Raw genomic sequence first — 22,728 nt, 5'->3', positions numbered from 1 at the left:
CCCACTCTCTACGCCAGTTAGGCTAATTTTTTATGCCATTTTGTCGTAGAGACCCACTCTCTACGCCAGTTAGGCTAATTTTTTATGCCATTTTGTCGTAGAGACCCGCTCTCTACGCCAGTTAGGCTAATTTTTTATGCCGATTTGTCGTAGAGAAGCCCTCTCTACGACAGTTTGGTTACATTTTCATGCCGATTTGTCGTAGAGAATCGCTCTCTACGACAGTTAGGCTATTTTTTTATGCTATTTTGTCGTATAGACCCGTCCCGATGTTTCATAATTTGTTTTAAGGAAATGAAACTTTTCATAAAATTAGACAGTATTATATAGTATTGTTTCTCTTATAGGAGGGCTGATGACGGTGAGCATTTTTTCAAGGATTAGGGAAATGATGGAGAACAAAATGGATAGTTTGTCGGATGAGAGCGATGATTTGGAAAAGATGGTTGAGCAGAGTTTACAAGACCTGAATAGGGAGTTAGGGAAGGTAAAGGCGGAAATGGCATCCTTGTTAGCTGAGGAGCAGCGCTTGAAGCGGGAGCTAAATGAATGCCAAGAGGGTATTGGGAAAATGGAACGATACTCCATTAAGGCACAAGCTGAGGGCAGTGATGCTGATGTAAGAACGTTTCAAGAGAAAAAGTCAGCGTTGGGGGCAAAGCTATTAGAATTGCAAGCAGCTTATCAATCGGCTTCAGCGAAATCTCAGCAGATGAAACCAGTACATGATAAACTCCTTGCTGATATTAGTGAATTAGAATCCATTAAAAGTAGCGGCGTTTGACCAATTTTTATACAAAGGGGTGGTTAGAACGTGATCCTTCATTATAAATGCCCTGGCTGTGGGAGTGATATGGGGTTTGATGCTGATTCAGGCGACCTCAACTGCCAAAGCTGCGGTAGACATGAAAATATTGGAAATTATCCGGAAGAGCTGGTGACAGCCAGATTTTCTGACGATGAAGCAAAGGAATACCATTGTGAGAATTGTGGAGCGGGGCTCATTACGACAGCTGAGACAGCCGCAACAAAATGCAGTTATTGCGGTGCCGCAGTCGTCATTGCTGAGCGCCTTTCTGGCCAGCTTGCACCGGCAAAGGTCATTCCTTTTACGATTAGCAAGGAAGAAGCCATGGCTGCCTTTCAAAAATGGTGCCGAAAAGGATTGCTTACGCCAAAAGACTTTATGACCGCAGATAGGATCAAAAGTATTACCGGGATTTATGTGCCGTTTTGGTTGTTTGATTTGAATAGTAAAGTACAGGTAAGCGCAGAATGCACTAGAGTTAGAACCTATACACAAGGTGATTATATTTATACCGAAACAAAGTACTATGATGCCTTCCGTGATATCAATTTAGATTATCTCAAGATTCCGGTGGATGCCTCCGTTAAAATGAACGATGAACTAATGGATAAATTGGAACCCTATCCCTATGAAAGCTTAAAGGATTTTAAGACACCTTATTTGGCAGGATACATGGCAGAGAAATACAATTATACCGATGAAGAGCTGCTCCCAAGGGCGAAGGAGAAAATCAGCGACTATATCGAGTCCTATATCTCCTCCACCTTTTCAGGCTATCATTCAACCCGTTATAAAATGAAGCATATTGATACGAAAAATGTAAAAAGTCATTATGTGTTATTGCCAGTCTGGATGATCAGCTATGATTTTAACCAATCTGACTATACGTTTGCGATGAATGGACAGACTGGTAAAGTGGTTGGCAAACCGCCCATCAGCGCTGGTAAAGTGTCGGCTTGGTTTAGTGGCATCGCGGTGGGAACCTTCTTTGCGTTAAAATGTGTCTCTTATATGATGGGGGGCGGGTTTTGGTGAGAGAAAGTCATATGCTAAAACGTGGTGTTCTTGTTTTGTTAATGTTGATGTTGGTTTTGCCATGGGGAATGTCAACAGCTCAGGCAGAAACCTTTGACCGGAATCATTATATTTACGATTATGCCCATTTGTTGACGGATGAAGAGTCGTTGAAACTCCAAGATCTCGCTAGTGAACGAGGGAAAGAGCGAGAGACCGCTTTTATCATCATCACCTTAGATGACAGTAATGGGAAGGATATTGTCCAGTATGTAGAAGATTTTTATGATGAGCATGGTCCGGGATACGACCAGCCGCATGGGAATACAGCGATCCTCGCCATTGACATGAATGAACGTGATTTCTATTTGGCTGGGTTTAAAAAAGCGGAGCAGTATTTGAATGATAGTCGGCTTGATCGCATTCGCGAGGAGATCACTCCCCATTTATCAGACGGTCAATATTTTGCTGCTTTCTCAGCATTTATCGATTGGGCCTATGAAGATATGGGTATTGAGCCGGATGTCGGAAGGGGAAGCTATTCGGGCAATGGATCGGTGGGAAGCCCGACAGTGAATGTTGGTTATGATGTCGGGGACCAGCCCTCTCAAAATGTATTTTTTCAATGGTGGTTTCAACTGATTGTCTCGCTAGTCATGGCAGGGGTTGTGGTCATGATCATGGCCTATCGTTCTGGCGGAAGGGTCACGGTTAATGCCCGAACCTATATGGATAGTCAGCGATCAAAAGTAGTAAACTCATACGATAACTTTGTCAGACAAACTGTTACGAAGCAGAAGAAACCGTCTAGTAATACCAATAGCGGCGGTGGAGGCGGGGGCGTTACAAGTGGTGGGCATTCACATAGCGGCAGTAGAGGGAAGTTTTAAATGGAAGGAGCAGATCGTAGATGTCTTTTTTTAAAAATCAATTTGCCAATGTAGTAGAATGGCTGGAATTCAGAGATGACATGATTTTCTATAAGTGGAGCAACCGTGAAATTAAAAAGGGGAGTAAACTGATTATCCGTCCTGGCCAGGATGCGATCTTTTTTAAGAATGGGAAAATCGAGGGGATCTTCCGCGATGAAGGCGAGTATGATATTGAATCGCAAATTATTCCCTTCTTGTCGACTTTAAAGGGATTTAAGTTCGGGTTTAATAGCGGGATGCGGGTAGAAGTGCTGTTTGTGAACACGAAAGAGTTTGTCGTGAAATGGGGTACGCAAAATGCGATTAATATTCCCACACTCGGACTTCCAGGCGGCCTCCCGATTCGTGCGAACGGAACCTTTCATTTTAAAGTGAATGATTATATTTCTCTTATTGATGAAATTGCTGGTGTTCGCGAGCAATATTTAGTAGAGGATGTCAAAATTCGGATTACATCGGTTCTGGATCAGCTTTTAATGAAGTGGATTTCGAGAGAAGGAAAGGATATGTTCAACCTACAGGCCAACTCCTTCGACATTTCGAAAGGCATTCAAGAGGATTTAGATATGGAGATGACGAAGAGCGGGATTGCGATTACGGGGTTCCATGTCATGAGCTTTAGCTATCCAAAAGAGATTCAAGACATGATTACGAAAAATGCTTCACATGGAATGGTTAGTGACGTGAATCGTTATCAGCAAATCTCCCTCACAGATGGCATGGCCTCCGGCAAGATGAGCGGCGGCGGGGCAGCCTCCGATATGGCGGGGATGATGATGGGAATGAATATGGCAAGTAAAATGATGAATGGGATGAATCAGCCTAACCAGCCTGCTCCTAATCAGCCTGTTGCTGCGGATATTTCCGAACCGTCATTGCAAAAGTCAGATGGTCAAAAGAAACCGAACTTTTGCCCAAATTGCGGCACCAAAACAGAAGGGGCTAATTTCTGCTCTAACTGTGGACAAAAGCTTGTTTAATATTGGGATGAAACACGGGGACGGTTCTCGTGTTTCTTTTGGTTGACTAGGTGGGGGCAGGGAGGTAAGTAAAGTTGGGCATAAGACGGAGAACTTGGGCATAAGCGTGGCAAGTTGGGCATATATCTCAAAAGTTGGAAATAAGTACTCAAAAGTTGGAAATATATCTGTAAAGTTGGAAATAAGTGCCCGAAAGTTGGACATAAAACTTCTAGGTTGGGCATAAACCTTAAAAGTTGGTCATAAGTGACAAAACTTAAGAATAAAACCATTTCGAAAACTATCAATCTGCAAAAAAATCTAGAAAACTAGCTACTTTTTGAGCATAATCACCCCAAAAACAACAAATTTCCGCCTTTTGGCGCGGCAATGCCTTCTACTAGCATCGAATTCTCTGCGAAAGAGATCTATTCTACAAAACTGAAGCTGGAATTATCCGGTTTTCCTCTAAAACAGCCTACAAAATTCAAATCGATATTGCCTATAGAACCAGGTGTCAGGTACCTCCCGTGGACAAGCTCTTGATGAAACATGGGGACGGTTCTAGTGTTTTACTCGGTTGACGCAGAAAATAGATTCCTGGAAAAAATAAGGAGATTGGTGACAGGCACCAATCGTTTTTTGAGATTTAGGACTATCATCATGGGACGAAATAATTCTCTTTCTATTAACTGGGCTTGTAAATTCACAAATCCTACTAATTATCTATGTATATTGAGGTATTAATGCTCAAGGAAAAAGTAGATTGTTCATTTAATATTTTAAATGTTAAGTAGATTCAGAAATTTACGCGTTTGGGTATGGAGGTGTTACGGGGAAGACGCGTGAATAAAATACATTTGAAATGGAGTTGTCGCAAAAAATGAAGAAAAAGTCGTTTAAGTCAATTGTGATTTCAACTGCGCTACTTGCCTCATTCGCCCCTTATAGTGTAGGAGCAAGCAACCAAACTAGTCAGGTACCGTCCGCTCCATTGGCACAGCTATATGGTGATTTTAACTTCTCCTCAAACGATAAAACTTCGGTTATTGTCGAGATCAAGGATGATTCGATTGTTGCAGCTAAACATAAAGGAAAGAGCCAATCAAAGGCTAATCTTGCCAAAGCTCGAAATTCAGTAAAAGATGCACTAATTAAGACTACTAAAAATGCAAAGGTGAATGAAGAATACGATTATGTATTTTCAGGATTCTCCGTTGAATTGCCGGCCAATCAAATCCCTGCCGTTTTAGCTTTATCTGGAGTAAAAGCGGTATATCCTAACGTGGAATATGCGGTAACGAGTGTCGGAGATGGGGAAGCTTTGGCGGAAGATGCTTATAGCCCAAATATGTTTGCTAGTGCCCCGCATATCGGTGCTCCAACAGCGTGGGAAAGTGGATTTACGGGTAAAGGCGTAACTGTTGCGGTCATTGATACAGGGGTGGACTACACGCATCCAGATTTAAATCATGCCTTTGGTGAGTACAAGGGGTATGATTTTGTCGACAAGGATAATGATCCACAAGAAACGCCAAAGGGTGATCCAAGGGGTGCCCAAACGGACCATGGATCACACGTTGCAGGAACGATTGCTGCAAATGGTCTCATTAAAGGGGTTGCACCGGAAGCTACGTTATTGGCTTACCGTGTGTTAGGACCTGGTGGCCGTGGGTCTACTGATAATGTTATTGCCGGTATTGAGCAAGCCGTGGAAGACGGCGCGGATGTGATGAATCTTTCTTTAGGAAATTCATTGAACGACCCGGATTATGCAACAAGTATTGCTTTGGACTGGGCGATGGCTGAAGGTGTTGTAGCGGTTACTTCTAATGGTAACAGCGGTCCAAATAACTGGACGGTTGGGTCACCGGGAACTTCTCGTCAAGCGATTTCCGTAGGAGCCACACAGCTTCCGTTTAATGTTTATAATGGATCCATTTCTACCGCAGGCGGCGTAACGTATCCTTCCGCTAAGGTTCAAGGCTTCCCGTCAGATGAAGCGATTTTAGGATTAAACGGCAAAGAATTTGAATTTGTTGAGGTCGGATTTGGTGCACCGGCTGATTTTAACGGAAAAGATTTAACTGGAAAAATTGCCTTAATTAGCCGTGGGGCAGGGATTGCATTTGTAGATAAGGCCTCTGCTGCTAAAGCTGCTGGTGCTGTTGGGGCGATTATTTATAACAATGTTGGAGGTGAGCAGCCGGATGTGGCAGGAATGGCCGTACCAACCATTAAGGTTTCACAGGATGACGGAGAAAAGCTAAAGGCTCAATTGGCTGCAGGAAACAACAAAGTTTCGTTTCAAACGGAATTCTCGAATCGTATTGGCGAAGCAATGGCAAGCTTCTCTTCACGTGGACCTGCCTATGGAACTTGGATGATAAAGCCAGACGTTTCAGCACCTGGGGTAAATATTACAAGTACGATCCCAACTCATAACCCAGCTAACCCACATGGATATGGTGCGAAGCAAGGTACGAGTATGGCGTCCCCTCATGTAGCAGGAGCGGCAGCTTTATTATTACAAGCACATCCAGACTGGAATGTTGATGATGTTAAGGCAGCCTTCATGAATACGGCTGAAAATTTGGTGGATCCTGCAACTGGCAAGGCTTATCCACATAATTCTCAAGGTGCTGGAAGTATTAAAGTCGTTGATGCAATCAACGCGAAGACGCTTGTCACACCAGGTAGTCACTCGTTTGGAACCTTCTATAAGGATAAGGGTAAACAAGTAGAGGGGCAGCATTTTACGATAAAAAATCTTTCAAGTAAAACACAAACCTATTCTTTTGATGTTCAATTTGGGGATCACTCCAATGCTATTAAAGTTAAAACGAGCAATAACCTTCGTGTCAATAAGGGTCAATCACAACAGGTTAACTTCAATGTACAGGTTGATGCCAATCTTTTGGCACAAGGCTACTATGAAGGAACCATTGTCGTAAGCAATGGAACGGAAACGTATGATGTTCCAACCATTCTTTTTGTAAAAGAGCCGGATTATCCGCGCGTGACTAGCGTCGGGGTCGAGCAGCTAAGTGGCAGCCAATTTAATTTATTTGGATACTTCCCTAACGGGGCGGAGACGGTAGAATTGTTTGTCTATTCCTCGAATTCAGCGGGAACTGCACTTGCTTATGTAGGAGACATTACGGTGCTTTCAAATGTTCCAGCAGGATACACGAACTTCTATACTTGGGATGGAACCGTTAATGGCCAAAAGCTAGCGCCTGGGTACTACAATGTGTATGCTTATGCGACCAATAAAGGCGTTTCGACTTTGGCTGGGGGGAATTTTCAGCTTAAGTAGGTTAGAATCTTCTAGGAAGAAGCATGGAGAGGGTTCTATACCACTGAAAAACATCACCCATAAAAGGATGAAATCTTAAAAAACAAATTAAATCCCCCAAAATTGGTAGGAACCATTACACCAGTTGGGGGATTTTTAATGCTTGAGACAAAAATGCACCATGAAGCATCTATTCCGTTTTATACAAACATAATTAACTGTTTTATTGAAATAGTGATTTTCAAACAAACGTTTGATTAAATTTACAATTGAAGGCGAAATGATAGGGTTTGTTTTAACATAATTTATTTTATAGTACACTGAGAATCTTGTTATAAAATTATACCTAAAGGGAGTTTAGAAGTGGAAAAGTGGGATTTATATGATAAGCATCGTAATAAAATAGAGAAACAAATAACTCGTGGAGATGAAATGACATCAGACGAGTTTCATTTAGTAGTACACGTATGTATATTTAATTCAAAAGGAGAGATGCTCATTCAGCAGCGTCAGCCCTTTAAGCAAGGGTGGTCCAATCTTTGGGATATCACTTGTGGTGGTAGTGCGGTTGCAGGCGATACAAGTCAGCAGGCTGCTTCAAGAGAGTTATTCGAGGAGTTGGGGATTCATTATAACTTTGAAAAGATACGTCCACAATTTACTATTAACTTTGAACGTGGCTTTGATGATTTTTATTTAATTGAATATGACATTGATTTGAATGAATTGATGTTACAGACTGAAGAGGTACAAGCAGCCAAATGGGCTTCTAAAGAGGAAATCTTAGAGCTAATCGAATTAAAAAAATTTATACCTTATTATAAGAGTATCATTGCGTTTCTTTTTGAGGGGCGACATCAATATGGCTCTATTCGTCTTTAAGAAGGTGTAATTTTACATTGATTACGTACTTAAGGAATTAATTTTATAAAGGCGTAAACAAGATTGTGAAGTTATTGTACTTAAAGTAATGGGTGCTAATCATCCATTGTAAATAATTCAATTAAGCTGAAAATATACAGAATCTTATTCATCTCTGTTGTTTCAGCTTTTTTGCAATTTGAATTAAATCCAGCAGGATACCATAGCTGCTCATTCGAATTAAGATATGTGGTTGTTTATACTTATTAAAAATATAGGGGGAAATATGACATTTTTATCTGAAGTAAATAAAATTCATAACAAACTTTCAAATATTGAAGGAATAGAAGTTTCAGATATCAATTTTAAAGATCCTGTAAAACTATCGGACATTGAAATGTTAGAGAAGAATATCGGGCATAGTTTACCTAAATCTTTAAAAGAAATCTATATAAATGAAACATCAACAGTATTATTTGATTGGTCGGCTGATCCGGATTTGTTTGGGGTAGATTGTAAGTCGGGCTATATAAAATTACTTTCCCCAGATGAGGTATTGGAAAAAGTTTTTGAAATGAAGGAAATGGTGAAAGAAGGTATTAATGACCAAGAAGAACTGGATAGTAACGAGGGTTTACGTGCGTTGGTTAATGATGGGGGTCATTGGATTCCTATATTTAGTTTTCCAAACGGAGATGCCTTTTGTATAGACACGCGGAAAGATAAAATGCCAATTGTATTTTTGGAACACGATGTCATGGATGGTGGTCCTTATATTCATGGAACTATTATTGCTGCTTCTTTCGAAGGCTTACTTAAAATTTGGTCAAAAGTATCTTTTGTTGATATTTATGATTGGTCAATCGCTGTGGATGGAACTGGATTAAATATTGAGAACCCAATCTTTGATAAAATCAGGGAGAGTTAACAGATGCTGAACATAATTAACGAGTGACGTTGTTTTTCTTATGGAACTATAGGATGCTAATCTTCCACAAGACACAATTATTAGGAGATGAAAATATTCAATTTTCTATTCATAAAATAAATGACAATGATGAAGAAGAACATACCCTTCCCTAAGGATTAGGTATAAGAAAAAAATATTATTTCCCTTGTGTAAGTAAAAAGAAAATTCTTGATATTTAATAAAATATGGTAAAATAAGGGTAAGTAATGAGCGGAGTGATAATGTGCATCTTTTACAATTGCCTTTATTAGGTACAGTTGTGTTGTTATGTGTTGGAATTGATATAGTTTCGAAGGTAAGAAAAGGATTGGTACAAGCCGCATATGCTTAATTCATAATCAAGATTAAAAGCACTGGTAAAATAACCGGTGCTTTTAATGCGAATACGGATTCTAATAGGTATTTATTTATACTAGCTTAAGTGCAAATATTAATAAAAATTATTTTTAGGTGGAAAAGACATGCTCAACAATCTATTTAAAAAACTAACACCTGAACAAAAGTTTTGGGAGTGGTTTCGAAAGAATGAAGACAAATTTTATCAGATGACACAACTAGATCGTGAAGTATTGTTTGATGTTCTGTCAGAACAATTACATAAAATTCATGAGGATCTTGCTTTTGAATTTAGTGCAGAACCCGATCAAAATGGTATCAGAGAATTAGTTATTAGTGCAGACGGTATAGCAGAGCTAATTCCTTATGTAATAAAATTAGTTAATATAGCTCCCAAGATGGAACGATGGAAGATAACAGCTTTTCGACAGCCAATGGATGAGAATATTGAGATAAATTTTAAAGGATATACGATTTCGGCAAATACGGTTTATTTTAGATATCAATTTTCTGAGGATGGAACACAATTAGATGCTAACCTTTATATTGATGGATATGAAGAGGATTTGATTGGAGCGATCTATCTATTATTAGATAGTCTAGTTGGTGAATATAATGTAATGACAAAACTTCGTTATCTTGAGTTTGAAGAATTGACAGACAAAGATCAGCTAATTCCGTTAAAGGAAATTTCAAAAATCATAAACGAATAATAGAATAGCTTTACTCTAAGATTAAGTAGAGCTTTTTAAATGTACTAACGGGGGCTATCGTTACTTAAGCAGCTATTACCACAAGCCGAGAATATACGAGTTTTTATACATTAAAACTTATTTATCTCGTTTTTTTTTGCGCGATATCCAATATAGAGTAGGATTACTTGAGAAGGAATTTAAATTGGTTTAGCGAATTTAGTCAATGTTAGTCTAACTTAATACTTCTATAAGTGGGGGATACAATTTGATTTTCGAATATCAATCGAGATCTAATAATAAAATGATAGAAAACCCAACCCTTGAAACGATTTTAAAAAACCTATATGAAATTAACTCCCGTACAAAGTCCTTTTTTACACTTAGTAACGATTCGGGAGATTTTGTACAGTGTGCTGGGGAAAAATTGCGTCTTACCATAGAATATAAACACAATAAAAATTTAGGTACTTTAGGGTTAGAAGAAGAAAATAAGGAACCAACCTCAATAAATTGTAGTGTAGGACCAATAACTGTTCAAAAGAATGAGGTTCTAACTATCAACGACGCAATTAACGTTTTTGAGACTTTTTATAAGACAGGGGAAATTCCGACTAAATATGAACTTCGTCAGTGGATGGTATTAGAGGATTAGAAAATCGATAGAATAATTTCTTAAATTTCTTTAATTTCTAATTTAGCTAACGAGAGCGTTTTCTCCAAGAAGGGGAAACGCCTTTTTCTATGATCATCAACCGCTCGTATTATTCATATGAACGCTTTAAATGAAATGATTCAATTTTAAAAACGTCAAAGTCCCTGTACCTTTAGGGTTTTAACGCTTTTTATCTTATATAATCAAATCAAGTTGATTGAATAATAACACTTAAATAATTTTATCCCTCATTTAATAAGATTCTGATTATTCCCCCCTTAAGAAATAGAACACAAATCAAATACTCCCGCTACGACAGCCACTAGTCGTTACTTCTTCGAAGATTCCCTATGGAAAACGGAGCCATTTTCCACACCGCAAATTCTCCACTTATAGGATAATAAAAATAAATTTCCTTTTTTTAAAACTTTTTTCAACCTACTTACGAATATATGGTTAGAAGGCAGTGAGACTATGGACCAAGAAGAACGTTGGATTAAAAGAATAAAGAAAAGTGGATGCCATGATTCCGCCAATGAACTGATATCCAAGTACTATCGGGAAATGTATAGCTTTGTCTATAAGCAGACAATAGACTCAGAACTTTCCCTTGATTTAACGCAAGAGATTTTTATTAGTGCCCTTAAGTCAATCGGGCAATATGACCATCAAAAGTCTGCGTTTCGTACCTGGCTATACAGGATTGCTTCCAATAGAGTGGTAGATTACTTTCGTTCCAATAACTATCAACATCGAAAGCTAACAGAACCATTAGAGGAAGTGGATCTTTTTGGGACGGAAGACATGGCCATCCAGTTGGAGTACAAACAAGATGTAGAACAAATTGCTTCTATTGTAAACGTAATGGACCCCGTGTCACAGCAAATTGTCCGCCTAAAGCTATTTGGCGAGTACAAACTTCAAGAAATTGCAGAATGGCTACAGGTTCCCGTTTCAACAGTGAAAACCAGGTACTATGCGTGCATCAAATTGATTAAAAAAGAAATGGGGGCGCATGAAAGTGAATAGAGAAAAACTCCATATTCCGATGCCAGACAATGAGACCATACAAAAAGAGATCCAGACCATCATACGTTTAGGGGTAAAACCGAAAGAATCGTTTCTTTCCGTTCTGCTAAGGTTGTACAAAGAAGTGGGTTTCCACTATCTATTTACCAATCCTAGGGATGGGGTTTTTATAACTATGTCCATCATGGCAGTTCTAATCTACCTATTAACCATGATTGCAGAACCTTACCAATTCAATGAAGCAAATATCTATGGATTCGTCTTTATCAGTTCGCCGCTTCTATTTATTGCGCTATCACTATACGACCTTTTGGAAAAGAGGCAAAGAGCGACCATAGAAGTGGAAATGACGGCCAAGCACAACCTATATCAAGTGGCGGCTTTTCGGATGCTTCATTTCAGCATAATCACAATCTTGGTTAACACCATCTGTATGCTGTCCCTCGTATGGAGATACGATACCTTTGATTTTTTCAGAACCTTTATGATTTCAACCACGGCTCTATTTCTATTTTCTGTTCTATTTTTATTTGTATTTGTTAAACGAAAGTCTGTAGGTGTTGCCCTTATGGTTGGGGTAAGTTGGGTTGGATGCAACATTGCATTCAGTATTATCAACCATCAAGTCTATACAGATTTTCTCATGACCATGCCAATGGTGGTCTATGGAATGGTTTTGTTGAGCAGTATGGTAGTTTTTTATCATTACCTAAGCAAGTTAATTCAAATGAAACCAATAGGGGGAGTTTTATAATATGCTAGTTGTGAAAGACGTAGGTAAACAATACAAAGAGTTTACCGCCTTAAAACAGATTAACCTTGAATTTGATCATGGAATTTATGGGCTGCTGGCACCAAATGGAGCGGGGAAAACGACATTAATTAAGATGCTTGTGACTCTGATTTCTCCCACAAAAGGGGAAATCTTGTATAACGGAATCAATATTGTCGAGCTTGATGAAGAATACCGCGACATTCTTGGGTATTTGCCACAACATTTCGGGTTCTACAAGCATTACTCCCCGAAGCAGTATTTGTTATACATCGCGGCTTTAAAAGGAATCAAAAAAACGGACGCAACCGCTAAAATTACGGAGTTGTTAGAAAAAGTAGCATTGAGTGAAGTTGCCAATAAAAAAATGAGGAAATTCTCGGGTGGGATGATTCAACGAGTCGGGATTGCCCAAGCGCTCTTAAATGATCCGAAAATTTTGATACTCGATGAGCCGACAGCGGGCCTCGATCCAAAGGAGCGAGCACGGTTTCGCCAGTTATTAACGGGACTATCTAGAGACCGATTGATTCTCATTTCTACCCATATTGTTTCTGACATTGAATCGATTGCCAATCAAGTGATTATGATAAAAAATCAGGAAATCCTCTTTAATGAATCGGTCCCAACTATCTGTAAAACGCTCGATGGTATGGTCTATGAAAATTTGATAGGCAATGAGGAATTAGAAGGCTTTCGTGAGAACCACGTTCTTATTGGGGAGAAGCAAGAGCGGGGGAATGTGCGAGTTCGCTTTGTTCATCAAGGTGAAAAGGGCAAGGACTGGGTGCAGGTCGTTCCGAATTTGGAAGATGTGTTCTTATATGAATATCGAGATGATTTGGAGGCGTAATGGCCATGAACATCATCTATTTAGAATGCAAGAAGGCTCTGTCCTCCCCGATTATTTTAGCATTGTTCGTATTATTTTCTGCTTGGAATATCTTAATTATCTACCAGTTTTCTGAAATGAAAGAGGAATTGCGTGTGGTTAACCAAATATCTAATGATTACGGCGTACATATAACGGGCGAATCACTATCTAAGTTGAAATCAGAGGTAAAGGTGGAGCTTGCTAATTTGAACGCCGTGACGCAAAAAAAATCCGAACAGAGCTTTCAATCGGCCAATGATTTTTTTAACCAATTAAACTATCAACACCAAAGTGTATACACGGACATGGAATTACGACGGTTTCACAAAATTAGGATAAAGGAAATGTATGTGGCAAAAGCTCAAAACTTGGATCAGGATTATGCGTCTATTGATATTCGAATTTCAGGTGAAAGGGAAATAAAGAGCTATGGTCTTAGTGGAAATGCGGCAGAAATGCTTCGGAAAGAATACGTAACATTTGCCGAACGGTTTGAAGGACTAAAGAAAAATGGGGAGCACAAGCAATGGTTTTTCGCAGGAAGACCGTTCTTCATGCACAAATTGTTATTTCGCACCTTGTTTGTGAGCATCATGATTGAAGCCACGATTTTAATTGTCCTTTCGACGGCCTTGATTACCAATTTTGAGTTTGAAAATCGAACGCAGCATGTGACCTTTGTTGCCCGAAGAGGAAGGAAGTTGCTGGTCGATAAGCTCCTGGCTTCTCTTCTGTCGACTTTCATCCTTACGGCATTCTTAATGACGGTAACGCTTGGCACCTTCTTTACTACGTTTGACTACGCTCATTTATGGAAAAGTGCGATTAGCAGCGGATTGAATTGGGAGTACAATTTGCCTTATATGTCCTGGTGGAATTTCTCCTTCACCACCTATCTGATCCTTGCTATTGTTGTTTCGTTGGTTTGCATCCTGCTGTTTTGCATTTTTACGTTCAGTCTATCCGTCATGTTGAAGAACAGTTATTATACCGTGATTTTATTTGGCATTACCTTCATCGCTCTGTTTATCTTACCGAGTTTTATGCCAGGCAGTTCCGTATTGAAAATCGTGACGGGATATAATCTATCTGCACTCCTGCTCAATCCACATCAGTGGTGGATGGTGGGGACGAGCGGGCTGATGATGTTTAAGTATTATGAGGTGGACACCCTCATCGGGTGGGTCATCATTTTCAGCGCAGGGTGTTATGGTTCACTGAAGAAATTCGCACGACAGGATATCGTATAAGGGGTGACGAAATGAGTATCATATTGTTGGAATTAAAAAAAATTTTAAACTGGAAATTACTTCTCTTGATTGCGTTCGTGAATGTGATTCTTTATTATTTTTTAATTGATTTCCATATTAAGCATTTTCCGTACGGAAACCCAGCACCTTATATTGTTGGGAAGGAAATGGTTAAAACCTATGGACCCGAAATGACTGCCGCTGAAGTAAAAGATTTTAAAAAGAAATATGATGCGGAAGTACGTAAAGCGGATCAGTTTATTCAAAGTCGGGAGGACTTTGCCGAAGTTGGCATCCATTCCTATAAGGATTTTCGACAGGTGGACGGTAGGGATGTGGCAAAAGAGAAATTAACTTCAAAATTTTTATTAGAAGAGAGCCATCCATTATTCTGGAAGTTGCAGGAGAAAGAAAGATTGCTGGATTTCCATCAAAATCATGATTTAATTATGAATTCTGAAATGAGTAAGGCCGACTCCACAGGAAAAAAACATCTAACGCAATTAAAGCAGACTGGACAATTTAATTTATATCCTGAAACTTCATACGAAAATTTTCGACAAATCATTGAGAATATTGCCATTGTTGTGCTCCTAAGCCTCGTACTGGTTATTTCACCGATCTTTCTTCGTGATCGAAGCCAACATTTAGTGGATTTGCAATACACGTCGAAGATTGGGCGGCAGCTTTTTAAGAGAAAGCTCGCAGCCGGACTAATCTCCGCCTTTCTTTTGATGACTGTACTACTAGGGATTTATTTATGTATTTATTCAGCCAACAATCCATCTGTCTTTTTCGATGTTCCGATAAATTCGTTTGTTGGTGGCAAGTACTGGTACAACTTAACGTTTTTCCAAGACATCGTACTTTCTGTCGTGGCAATTTATGTAATGGGCTTTATCCTAACCTTTGTGTCAATGGGGATTTCCACCCTTGCGCCAAGCATGATTGTCCTGATTGGAGCACAAGTTCCACTCGTGTTAGCGCTGCTGATTTTTGGATTAAAGTACTTGCTCTTTATGATTGTTACAATCTCACTACCCATTTGGCTGATCCCATCCTGTTTCGCAGCTTTGATGGTCATAACAACTGCTTTTATCCTTTCCTTATCGTCGAGAGAAAAGAGAGTGGATATAGTGGCTTAATAGAAATTTAAAAAAGGTAATGTAATGAAGAAAGAGCTCCTTTGGTATATGTAAATAAAAATGAGAAGGAAGGCATAGGTAAAGTAATTGAAGCCTATGCCTTCTTTTTGTTTTGAAAATGTACTTTATTGCTCATTTTTCCTTCCTTCATTAAACGAATAAATTGCATTAGCTTCGATCTATTATTCATTTTTAGTTTTGTAGTAAAACATTTTTTGAAAAAAAGGATGTTGACACCTCCATCCTACAAGTGTAATCTGTAATTGGATTACACTTGTAGGATGGAGGAGAAAGATGAAGAAAGCAGATTGCAAAATAACTGATGCAGAATGGATTGTAATGAAGGTGTTATGGGAAGAAGCTCCATTAACTTCTACGAAGATAGTAGAGGCAGTAAGTTCTAATAAGAATTGGAGTCCTAAAACAATTCATTCATTAATAAGTAGATTGGTGAAAAAAGGTTTTTTGGGTGTGGATAAGGAGAAGCCTCTTTATGAGTATTATCCTTTGGTAGATAAAAGAGACTGTATATTGGATGAAACAAGATCGTTTATTCAAAAGGTATACGATGGTTCTATCCACCTTATGCTCGCCAATTTTATCAAGGAAGAGAAGATTTCTGAGGAGGAAATAGAAGAACTGGAACGATTGCTTAATAAAAAAAATAACAAGTAAAAGGCAGGTATTGATGTATGGTTTTATCTGCACTATTTAAAGAAGTCTTATTACTTTCGCTTATGGGGAGTATTTTAGCATTAGGGATACTTGTTATTAAGGCTATTTTTAGACAAAGACTTAGTGCAAAACTTCATTATTATATTTGGATTTTGCTTGTACTTAGGCTAATAGTGCCAATAGACATTCAAAGTCATATAAGCTTTATAAGTTTTATTCCAATTGAACAGAAGGAACTTGATCATCATTTTATTGCAGAACAATATGTTCCTAACATAATACCAAATAGTACTATCGCAACCGAAAATACACCTTCTATAGAAGATAATAAAGCATTAGCTGATCCAGGAATTATAGGCGCTATTTTAAGTTATGATACTGCAGCGGTGTTGTGGATAATTGGTGTTTCATCGCTTTTACTCTATATTTTATGCGTTAATATCTTGATGAGGGCTAAATTGAAAAAGTGTTCAGTCTGTGAAAGAGAAGACTTAATTGAAATTTTAGAAGCAGAAAAATTAAAGCTTAAAGTTAATTCAAAGATAAAAATTATTTATAGTAATTATTCGAAATCGCCAGCAGTTTACGGGATGATCCATCCTAAATATTATTATTCCAGAGGAGCTTATAGACAAATTAACCCTGGAAGAGTTTAGGTTTGTATTAAGCCATGAATTAACTCACATTAAGAACAAGGATTTAGTGGTAAACAACTTACTTATGATTATTAAAGCAATCTATTGGTTCAACCCCTTAATCTGGTATTCACTTAATCAGGTAAAACAAGACTGTGAAGTGGCTTGTGATGCGTCTGTCATCAGCACTTTAAAGACAGAAGAAGTCAAAAAATACGGTCAGACAATAATCAATATGCTTAGATTATTCTCAGAAAAAAGGAGTACTACTGGGACATTAGGATATGCAAGTAAATATAATAAACGAAGAATTGTTATGATTACACAATTTAAAAAAAGTTCGGCAATATGTGCAGTATTAGCTCTATCTCTTACAATTATGGTAGGCTTTTCAAGCACCATTAAACCTGGCAGTTCAGTTGTTAGCCTAAATGAAAACAGCGATATCAATAGTTCTACTCTGTCAGTGGAAAAAACAACTCAAGATCATGCATCACAAAGCAACACAACACAAGACAAAGTAAGCAATGTATCACATAGCAACACATCACAAGACGAATCAAGCAATGTATCACAAAGCAATACAAGACAGGACGAATCAAACAATGTATCACAAAGCAATACAACAAAAGACAAAACAAGCAATGCGTCACCATCGAATAACAATACCTCTGTTTTATCATCTAATGGGGATACTCAGCGAAAACTACTTTTAAGTATCATGCAATTGGCAAAGCAGGGTAAAATTATAAATTTAGAGTATCCTGTTAAAACTACTGTTATAGAAGACGTAGAGATAAAACTTGGAAATCCGGATAAGGCTGATTGGGTACCTAATGCTAAAGGAAATTATGCTGTCTTTTCAAAATACAATGTGGTATTTGGTTTCAACAAAGGGTCACAGATTTTTGAGGCAAGATCCTTTGATAAGAAATTAAATGAATTATCACTTTCCATGGTAAAGAAAGTATTTGGAACTCCGGCATATGATGTGAAAAGTAATGACGAGGAAATTATTGGGTATGTTGCAAATTCGGAATACAAGATTTTGTTAGTATTTCCTATGCCTTCAAACAGCAATCCGGACCCGGTAATGGACCACTACTCCGTGCTTTACCCTAAGGGGACGTTTAATAATATGTCAAACGATCCGGGAAGACAATGGTAATAGCATGTGAAACAAAAAAGTAACCACTCCTAACGAGCTCCGTTAAAGGGGTAAACATAATAGTTAACAACTTAAATAGAGGATGAAAGGAATAGGATCATGATTTCATCCTCTAAAGTTAACGACTTTCTTGAATGGATTAAACAATAACAATAACAATAACAATAACAATCGGAAGATGAATTTGAAATGGTGTGAAAAAACGTCATAAAAGCTAAAAATGAAAGGTTAGAAAGGAAAATTGGAGTGAAAAGACAAAGAAAATCCAGAAATAAACTACTTTTTTTTACGATTCCACTTTTAATATTAGCCTTAATCATTGGCGTTTATTATTATGCAATCAAAGAAAATAGTAGTGAACAGACTACCAAAGGTAAAGAAAGTCCAATTATTACTCAACCTTCAGGTAAAAATACAGTGGATTCAAAGAATAATCAGAATTCAAATCTTGAGAAATTAGTAGAGGAAACGTTTTCCCTATCGAAGGTAGGAAAAGTCCCGAACATTTCCTTTGTTTCTGGTAAAACAGAATGGAAGGAAGTAAATCAAGAATGGGGAAAATCAGACCATATTTCGGAAACTACAAAAGGCAGATATGAGGAATACGGAAGTCATCATGCTACAATCGGCTATGCCGATCAGACTGTTAATGATATACGATCATATGATTCTGAACTACAAACTATTTCGTTAAATGAAATTGAAAAAACTGGCGGACAACCCGATGCCATTCGATACTATAAAGATTCAACTGTTGACCAAATGATACTTGTCTATCATGCAACGTCTTCTACTGATTTATTATGGGTTTTACCAGTAAAAACAGAGCAGGAGCCAAATCCTAAAGTTGACCATATCTCACTCTTTACACAGATTGGTAAGGAACCAAATCAACAAACACAAGTTGAAAAACCGAATCAACAAGGAAACCAAACCATTTCAGAAGTCATTTCTAAAATGAGTTTAGAAGATAAAATTGGGCAGATGATTCTTGCTGGGGTTTCCGGGACTTCAATGGACGCAAATGCAAATAAGTTAATAAGCCAATTCCATGTCGGAGGAATTATTTTTTACAAATATAATTTTGAAACCCCTGCACAAGCAGTTCAATTTGTGAATCAACTGAAATCTAGAAATAGTTCAAGTCTACCACTTTTACTAGGTGTTGACCAAGAGGGCGGACGTGTGACAAGATTGCCGGGTGGACTTGTTAACTTTCCTCCAAATAAACAGATTGGACAGCTTAATAATCCCGACTTTTCTTATAAAGTCGGAACACTCTTAGGCCGCGAATTAAAAGAATTTGGTTTAAATCTCGATTTTGCACCTGTTCTCGATATTAACAGCAATCCAAATAACCCAGTAATCGGGGATCGATCCTTTGGAAACAATGCAGAAATAGTAAGTAAACTTGGAATTCAAACGATGAAAGGGATTCAGTCTAAAAACGTCATCACATCAATTAAGCATTTTCCTGGTCACGGAGATACAGCGGTTGATTCCCATCTGGACCTTCCGATTGTAAATAAAAGCCTTAAGGAACTTAAAGAACTAGAGTTAATTCCGTTTGAACGTGCGATTAATCAAGGCGCAGATGTTGTGATGGTCGCCCATATTTTATTGCCTCAATTAGATAAAACGAATCCAGGGACCATGTCAAAAGCTGTCCAGACGGATCTTCTTAGAAAACAACTTGGTTTTACAGGAGTCATCATAACGGACGATATGACAATGGGAGCCATAACAGAACATTTTGATATTGGTAAAGCAGCGGTAGAATCAGTTAAAGCAGGAAGCGATATTATTTTGGTTGGGCATGGCTATAATAATGTTGAAAAAATTACCTCCTCATTAAAAATCGCTGTTCAAAAAGGGGAAATTTCCGAACAAAGATTAAATGAAAGTATAGAAAGAATAATTCAACTAAAAAGGAAATATCGCATTAACGATACGAAAGTAGGAAATCCTAACATAAATGAAATAAATCAATCAATCAATAGTCTTCTGAATAAGTATTTACATTAATTATTCATATTGGTTTGTGGTTAACCTTATAATACGAAGGGGCAGCATTCCTATAATGAAGAAAAATGGAATTTGAACATAAAAAAGCCCCTCCTAGCCACGGATCCACTTATGATACACTCGCTGATGAAATATGTGACATAGCTGATAGGCTTTATCTATACTCTGGGGATAGAAATCTATTTGATAACCTTATTGAATATGTAGAGGAAAGAAAATTTGAAACTAACAATCAGCAGGGGATGAAGGCAGACTAAGTACACGGCGTCCTAGTACAACGTTTTCACTAGAACGTCATGTCTTTCGCAAAACCCCCACTGATTAAAAGTTTCACTTTATAAATCAGCTTCTTCTACCATTCTCTTGATCATAAAATAAATATTTATTGTTTGTAATTTTAATCCCATTTGTTGGTTCATAAATATGACTAAACCGTTCTTTTTTTCCGGATTATAGAGCCCTATTGAAAATTCACCAGGATCTGATCCTGTGTGGCCAACGATACTTCCGTTATTTAACTTTTTCATGAAAATGTCATCTAAAGATGAATAACTCCAACCTAAGGTTTGTTTTCCATCATTTGATTGGGGACTTAACATTTCCTTCATTGTTTCTGGTTTTAATATGGTCTTGCTTTCATCCGACAAACTTACTAAGAATTTGCTGAAATCTACGACGTTTGTTTTCAATGTACCATCAGGGTAGGTTGGGAAAGAATATCTAGGCAGCTCTTTTTGGTTATCATAAGGAGATGCGAAGTTTTCGGTTGTCACATCTTTGTGCAGCCATTCCGTCTCTGACATTCCCAGTGGTAGAAAAATGTTGTTTTTTGTAAATTGATTGAACGGCATATCGCTAACTTGCTCTACTATATAGCCCAAAAGTCCGAATCCTACATTACTATAAACGAAAGTTGCTCCTGGTTTATTTTCTGTGAAATTTTTTTCTGCGGAATACCACTTTCCACTTATTCCTAAATATTCTTTAGAAAATTCACCAATCGAAATTTTGGAGTCGCCGCCCCCACTATCTATCGTATAAAGGCTGTCGATTACATCCCAATTGTCTTGGATTCCAGAAGTATGGTCGAGTAGCATTTTTATTGTAATGGGTTCATCTGGAAAGTTTGGATTCGTTACTGAAAATGGAAGATACTTGTTTATATCATCATCGAGCTTTAATTTCTCCTTTTCATACAATTGCATAATAGCGGTAGCTGTAACTACTTTTGAAAGTGAGGCAATTTGAAATACCGTATCTTGATTGACTTTTTTTCCTTCGGCAATATTCGCATAGCCATAACTGATATATCTATCAACCTTATTATCTTTTATGATAGCAATCGAAACGCCAGGTACGTTTGTTTTATTCATTTTGTTCTGTACAAATTTTTCTAAGTCTGCTGGATTTGAAAAATCTACTTTTAAGGCTATTATGATACTTGTAATGATAAGAATAGATAAGATCATAACTCCTATTATTTTTGCAGCCTTCTTAATCATAAAAACACTCCTTCACTATCAAATAACTTCTTATGGGTTTATCATAAAAAAATAATAAAAGGAAGTATATAGAAAAACAGTGAGTTGTATCCACAGGCCGATAAGATGCAAAAAAGCGTCAAGTTAAAAAGCTAACCACAAACTATTTAACCAGATAATTTTTGTTAACTAAGCGTTAGTTGAAGAAATGAATAAGAGCCAAACACATTTTTAGTGTTTGACTCTTATTTTAATCTACTTCATTAAGCATCTTTTCAATGACTCTCAATCTTTCTTCTAATTCATTAACTTTTAATTGGAGTAGTTCTGTGTTTTTCTTTTCCAAGGAAAGCTTTTCATCCGCACGTTTCTGTGATCGTTTAATAGTTTTAACGACAAAAATTATCATTAGTAACACAAATATAATGGGCACCAATGAAAAGATTAAAAAAGGTACTATAACTGTACTCATGTTGTAAACACCTCAAATAATTATTTATTTTTCTTCAAAGTTAATGTAGACGAAAGTTCTCGAATTATTTTTTCATTTAGTTCAAAGTGAAAATTGGTAAGTTGAAAGTATTTTGCAGCTTGACCTGTTTCTAATATTTCCATATCACTTGTAACGATGTTCGCCTCCTCTAGTTTTTGTAGATGCAGATACAAAAGTGGTCTGCTAATGCCAAGCTCGCGGGCAAGGTGGCTAACATATTGTCGCCCCTCTGTTAAAACAGCAATAATGTTTAAACGTTGTGGATTGGATAAAGCCTCCAAAAATAATAGCAACTCATCACCGGAATTAAAATGTACCATATGTAAGTATTTTATTACATATGAAATGTGAAATCAAGATTTAAATAAACCTATATTGTTAATGGAATAAGGAATATTCTGGTATAAAGGGCATAACCCTTAGTATATGGTTGTTTGCCAAAATGTCGCTGCCATTTAACAAATCATCATGTTGATTTTTCGTATGTTAAGGAGGAAATCAAATGGATTGGTATATATGGTTCGCAGTAATTGCTGCTGTTGTTATTATTATTGGGTATAAATCTTCTAAAAAGAAATAATGCTTGTTGAACTAAAGGGAGCTTATATGTAGTATATCAGGGCGTAGTATTTAACGTTAATATCGTTAAATACTAT

21 protein-coding genes are annotated in these 22,728 nt (G+C 37.6%); 18 read left to right on the top strand and 3 right to left on the bottom strand.

The window, feature by feature from the left end:
• Positions 1-361 precede the first annotated feature (361 nt).
• The 18 genes from ACX9YW_RS21795 to nagZ all read left to right on the top strand — a co-directional run bounded on the left by ACX9YW_RS21795 (position 362) and on the right by nagZ (position 20,098).
• The gene (locus ACX9YW_RS21795; protein WP_460350557.1) at positions 362-784 is read left to right on the top strand and encodes a PspA/IM30 family protein; all 423 of its coding nucleotides are present in this window, start codon (positions 362-364) and stop codon (positions 782-784) included.
• Between the two features lie 30 nt (positions 785-814).
• Positions 815-1,843, top strand: coding sequence for a TFIIB-type zinc ribbon-containing protein (locus ACX9YW_RS21790; protein WP_460350555.1), 1,029 nt, complete (start codon positions 815-817; stop codon positions 1,841-1,843).
• 11 nt (positions 1,844-1,854) lie between these two features.
• Entirely contained in the window at positions 1,855-2,712 is an 858-nt protein-coding gene (locus ACX9YW_RS21785; RefSeq protein WP_460350563.1) for a TPM domain-containing protein, read from the top strand.
• Positions 2,713-2,732: 20 nt separating this feature from the next.
• Positions 2,733-3,734, top strand: coding sequence for an SPFH domain-containing protein (locus tag ACX9YW_RS21780; RefSeq protein ID WP_460350553.1), 1,002 nt, complete (start codon positions 2,733-2,735; stop codon positions 3,732-3,734).
• Between the two features lie 862 nt (positions 3,735-4,596).
• Positions 4,597-7,032, top strand: coding sequence for a S8 family serine peptidase (locus tag ACX9YW_RS21775; RefSeq protein ID WP_460350551.1), 2,436 nt, complete (start codon positions 4,597-4,599; stop codon positions 7,030-7,032).
• Between the two features lie 342 nt (positions 7,033-7,374).
• Entirely contained in the window at positions 7,375-7,893 is a 519-nt protein-coding gene (locus ACX9YW_RS21770; protein ID WP_460350549.1) for an NUDIX hydrolase, read from the top strand.
• 265 nt (positions 7,894-8,158) lie between these two features.
• Entirely contained in the window at positions 8,159-8,800 is a 642-nt protein-coding gene (locus ACX9YW_RS21765) for an SMI1/KNR4 family protein (protein ID WP_460350547.1), read from the top strand.
• 503 nt (positions 8,801-9,303) lie between these two features.
• A complete protein-coding gene (locus ACX9YW_RS21760) occupies positions 9,304-9,891 on the top strand; it encodes a hypothetical protein (protein ID WP_460350545.1) in 588 nt (195 codons plus the stop codon).
• A gap of 247 nt (positions 9,892-10,138) precedes the next feature.
• Positions 10,139-10,525 carry a hypothetical protein gene (locus ACX9YW_RS21755; RefSeq protein WP_460350543.1) on the top strand — a complete coding sequence of 129 codons (387 nt, stop codon included), beginning with the start codon at positions 10,139-10,141 and terminating at the stop codon, positions 10,523-10,525.
• Between the two features lie 474 nt (positions 10,526-10,999).
• On the top strand, positions 11,000-11,554 hold the full coding sequence (locus ACX9YW_RS21750) for an RNA polymerase sigma factor (protein ID WP_460350541.1): 555 nt from the start codon (positions 11,000-11,002) through the stop codon (positions 11,552-11,554).
• Positions 11,547-12,308, top strand: coding sequence for a hypothetical protein (locus ACX9YW_RS21745; RefSeq protein WP_460350539.1), 762 nt, complete (start codon positions 11,547-11,549; stop codon positions 12,306-12,308). The genes ACX9YW_RS21750 and ACX9YW_RS21745 overlap by 8 nt, the downstream gene beginning before the upstream one ends.
• Before the next feature lies 1 nt (position 12,309).
• A complete protein-coding gene (locus tag ACX9YW_RS21740; protein ID WP_460350537.1) occupies positions 12,310-13,179 on the top strand; it encodes an ABC transporter ATP-binding protein in 870 nt (289 codons plus the stop codon).
• Positions 13,180-13,184: 5 nt separating this feature from the next.
• Entirely contained in the window at positions 13,185-14,450 is a 1,266-nt protein-coding gene (locus ACX9YW_RS21735) for a hypothetical protein (protein WP_460350535.1), read from the top strand.
• Positions 14,451-14,461: 11 nt separating this feature from the next.
• Positions 14,462-15,595, top strand: a complete 1,134-nt coding sequence (locus ACX9YW_RS21730; protein WP_460350533.1) for a hypothetical protein — start codon at positions 14,462-14,464, stop codon at positions 15,593-15,595.
• Between the two features lie 294 nt (positions 15,596-15,889).
• The gene (locus ACX9YW_RS21725) at positions 15,890-16,270 is read left to right on the top strand and encodes a BlaI/MecI/CopY family transcriptional regulator (protein WP_308177974.1); all 381 of its coding nucleotides are present in this window, start codon (positions 15,890-15,892) and stop codon (positions 16,268-16,270) included.
• A 17-nt stretch (positions 16,271-16,287) separates the two neighbouring features.
• Positions 16,288-16,926 (top strand): M56 family metallopeptidase, encoded by a 639-nt coding sequence (locus ACX9YW_RS21720; protein ID WP_460350530.1) that lies wholly within the window; start codon positions 16,288-16,290, stop codon positions 16,924-16,926.
• Complete coding sequence (locus ACX9YW_RS21715; protein ID WP_460350561.1) at positions 16,868-18,073, top strand: DUF4309 domain-containing protein; 1,206 nt, start codon at positions 16,868-16,870, stop codon at positions 18,071-18,073. The genes ACX9YW_RS21720 and ACX9YW_RS21715 overlap by 59 nt, the downstream gene beginning before the upstream one ends.
• Positions 18,074-18,313: 240 nt before the next feature.
• A complete protein-coding gene (nagZ, locus tag ACX9YW_RS21710) occupies positions 18,314-20,098 on the top strand; it encodes a beta-N-acetylhexosaminidase (protein WP_460350559.1) in 1,785 nt (594 codons plus the stop codon).
• Positions 20,099-20,433: 335 nt separating this feature from the next.
• Here the strand turns inward: nagZ and ACX9YW_RS21705 are convergent, their stop codons facing one another.
• The 3 genes from ACX9YW_RS21705 to ACX9YW_RS21695 all read right to left on the bottom strand — a co-directional run bounded on the left by ACX9YW_RS21705 (position 20,434) and on the right by ACX9YW_RS21695 (position 22,392).
• The gene (locus ACX9YW_RS21705; RefSeq protein WP_460350528.1) at positions 20,434-21,600 is read right to left on the bottom strand and encodes a serine hydrolase domain-containing protein; all 1,167 of its coding nucleotides are present in this window, start codon (positions 21,598-21,600) and stop codon (positions 20,434-20,436) included.
• 229 nt (positions 21,601-21,829) lie between these two features.
• Positions 21,830-22,051, bottom strand: coding sequence for a hypothetical protein (locus ACX9YW_RS21700; protein ID WP_460350526.1), 222 nt, complete (start codon positions 22,049-22,051; stop codon positions 21,830-21,832).
• A gap of 20 nt (positions 22,052-22,071) precedes the next feature.
• Positions 22,072-22,392 carry an ArsR/SmtB family transcription factor gene (locus ACX9YW_RS21695; RefSeq protein WP_460350524.1) on the bottom strand — a complete coding sequence of 107 codons (321 nt, stop codon included), beginning with the start codon at positions 22,390-22,392 and terminating at the stop codon, positions 22,072-22,074.
• Positions 22,393-22,728 lie beyond the last annotated feature (336 nt).

It is taken from the genome of Pseudoneobacillus rhizolycopersici, assembly GCF_054786815.1.
The sequence above is the reverse complement of the archived record's forward strand: the minus strand, read 5'-3'. Positions and strand labels throughout refer to the sequence as shown.

What these genes read in the sequence shown, in the direction of transcription:
- ACX9YW_RS21785 (WP_460350563.1), top strand. Translation starts at nt 1,855, where the DNA reads ATGCTAAAACGTGGTGTTCTTGTTTTGTTAATGTTGATGTTGGTTTTG.
- ACX9YW_RS21780 (WP_460350553.1), top strand. Translation starts at nt 2,733, where the DNA reads ATGTCTTTTTTTAAAAATCAATTTGCCAATGTAGTAGAATGGCTGGAA.
- ACX9YW_RS21775 (WP_460350551.1), top strand. Translation starts at nt 4,597, where the DNA reads ATGAAGAAAAAGTCGTTTAAGTCAATTGTGATTTCAACTGCGCTACTT.
- ACX9YW_RS21765 (WP_460350547.1), top strand. Translation starts at nt 8,159, where the DNA reads ATGACATTTTTATCTGAAGTAAATAAAATTCATAACAAACTTTCAAAT.
- ACX9YW_RS21760 (WP_460350545.1), top strand. Translation starts at nt 9,304, where the DNA reads ATGCTCAACAATCTATTTAAAAAACTAACACCTGAACAAAAGTTTTGG.
- ACX9YW_RS21750 (WP_460350541.1), top strand. Translation starts at nt 11,000, where the DNA reads ATGGACCAAGAAGAACGTTGGATTAAAAGAATAAAGAAAAGTGGATGC.
- ACX9YW_RS21740 (WP_460350537.1), top strand. Translation starts at nt 12,310, where the DNA reads ATGCTAGTTGTGAAAGACGTAGGTAAACAATACAAAGAGTTTACCGCC.
- ACX9YW_RS21735 (WP_460350535.1), top strand. Translation starts at nt 13,185, where the DNA reads ATGAACATCATCTATTTAGAATGCAAGAAGGCTCTGTCCTCCCCGATT.
- ACX9YW_RS21730 (WP_460350533.1), top strand. Translation starts at nt 14,462, where the DNA reads ATGAGTATCATATTGTTGGAATTAAAAAAAATTTTAAACTGGAAATTA.
- ACX9YW_RS21725 (WP_308177974.1), top strand. Translation starts at nt 15,890, where the DNA reads ATGAAGAAAGCAGATTGCAAAATAACTGATGCAGAATGGATTGTAATG.
- ACX9YW_RS21720 (WP_460350530.1), top strand. Translation starts at nt 16,288, where the DNA reads ATGGTTTTATCTGCACTATTTAAAGAAGTCTTATTACTTTCGCTTATG.
- ACX9YW_RS21705 (WP_460350528.1), bottom strand. Translation starts at nt 21,600, where the DNA reads ATGATTAAGAAGGCTGCAAAAATAATAGGAGTTATGATCTTATCTATT.
- ACX9YW_RS21700 (WP_460350526.1), bottom strand. Translation starts at nt 22,051, where the DNA reads ATGAGTACAGTTATAGTACCTTTTTTAATCTTTTCATTGGTGCCCATT.
- ACX9YW_RS21695 (WP_460350524.1), bottom strand. Translation starts at nt 22,392, where the DNA reads ATGGTACATTTTAATTCCGGTGATGAGTTGCTATTATTTTTGGAGGCT.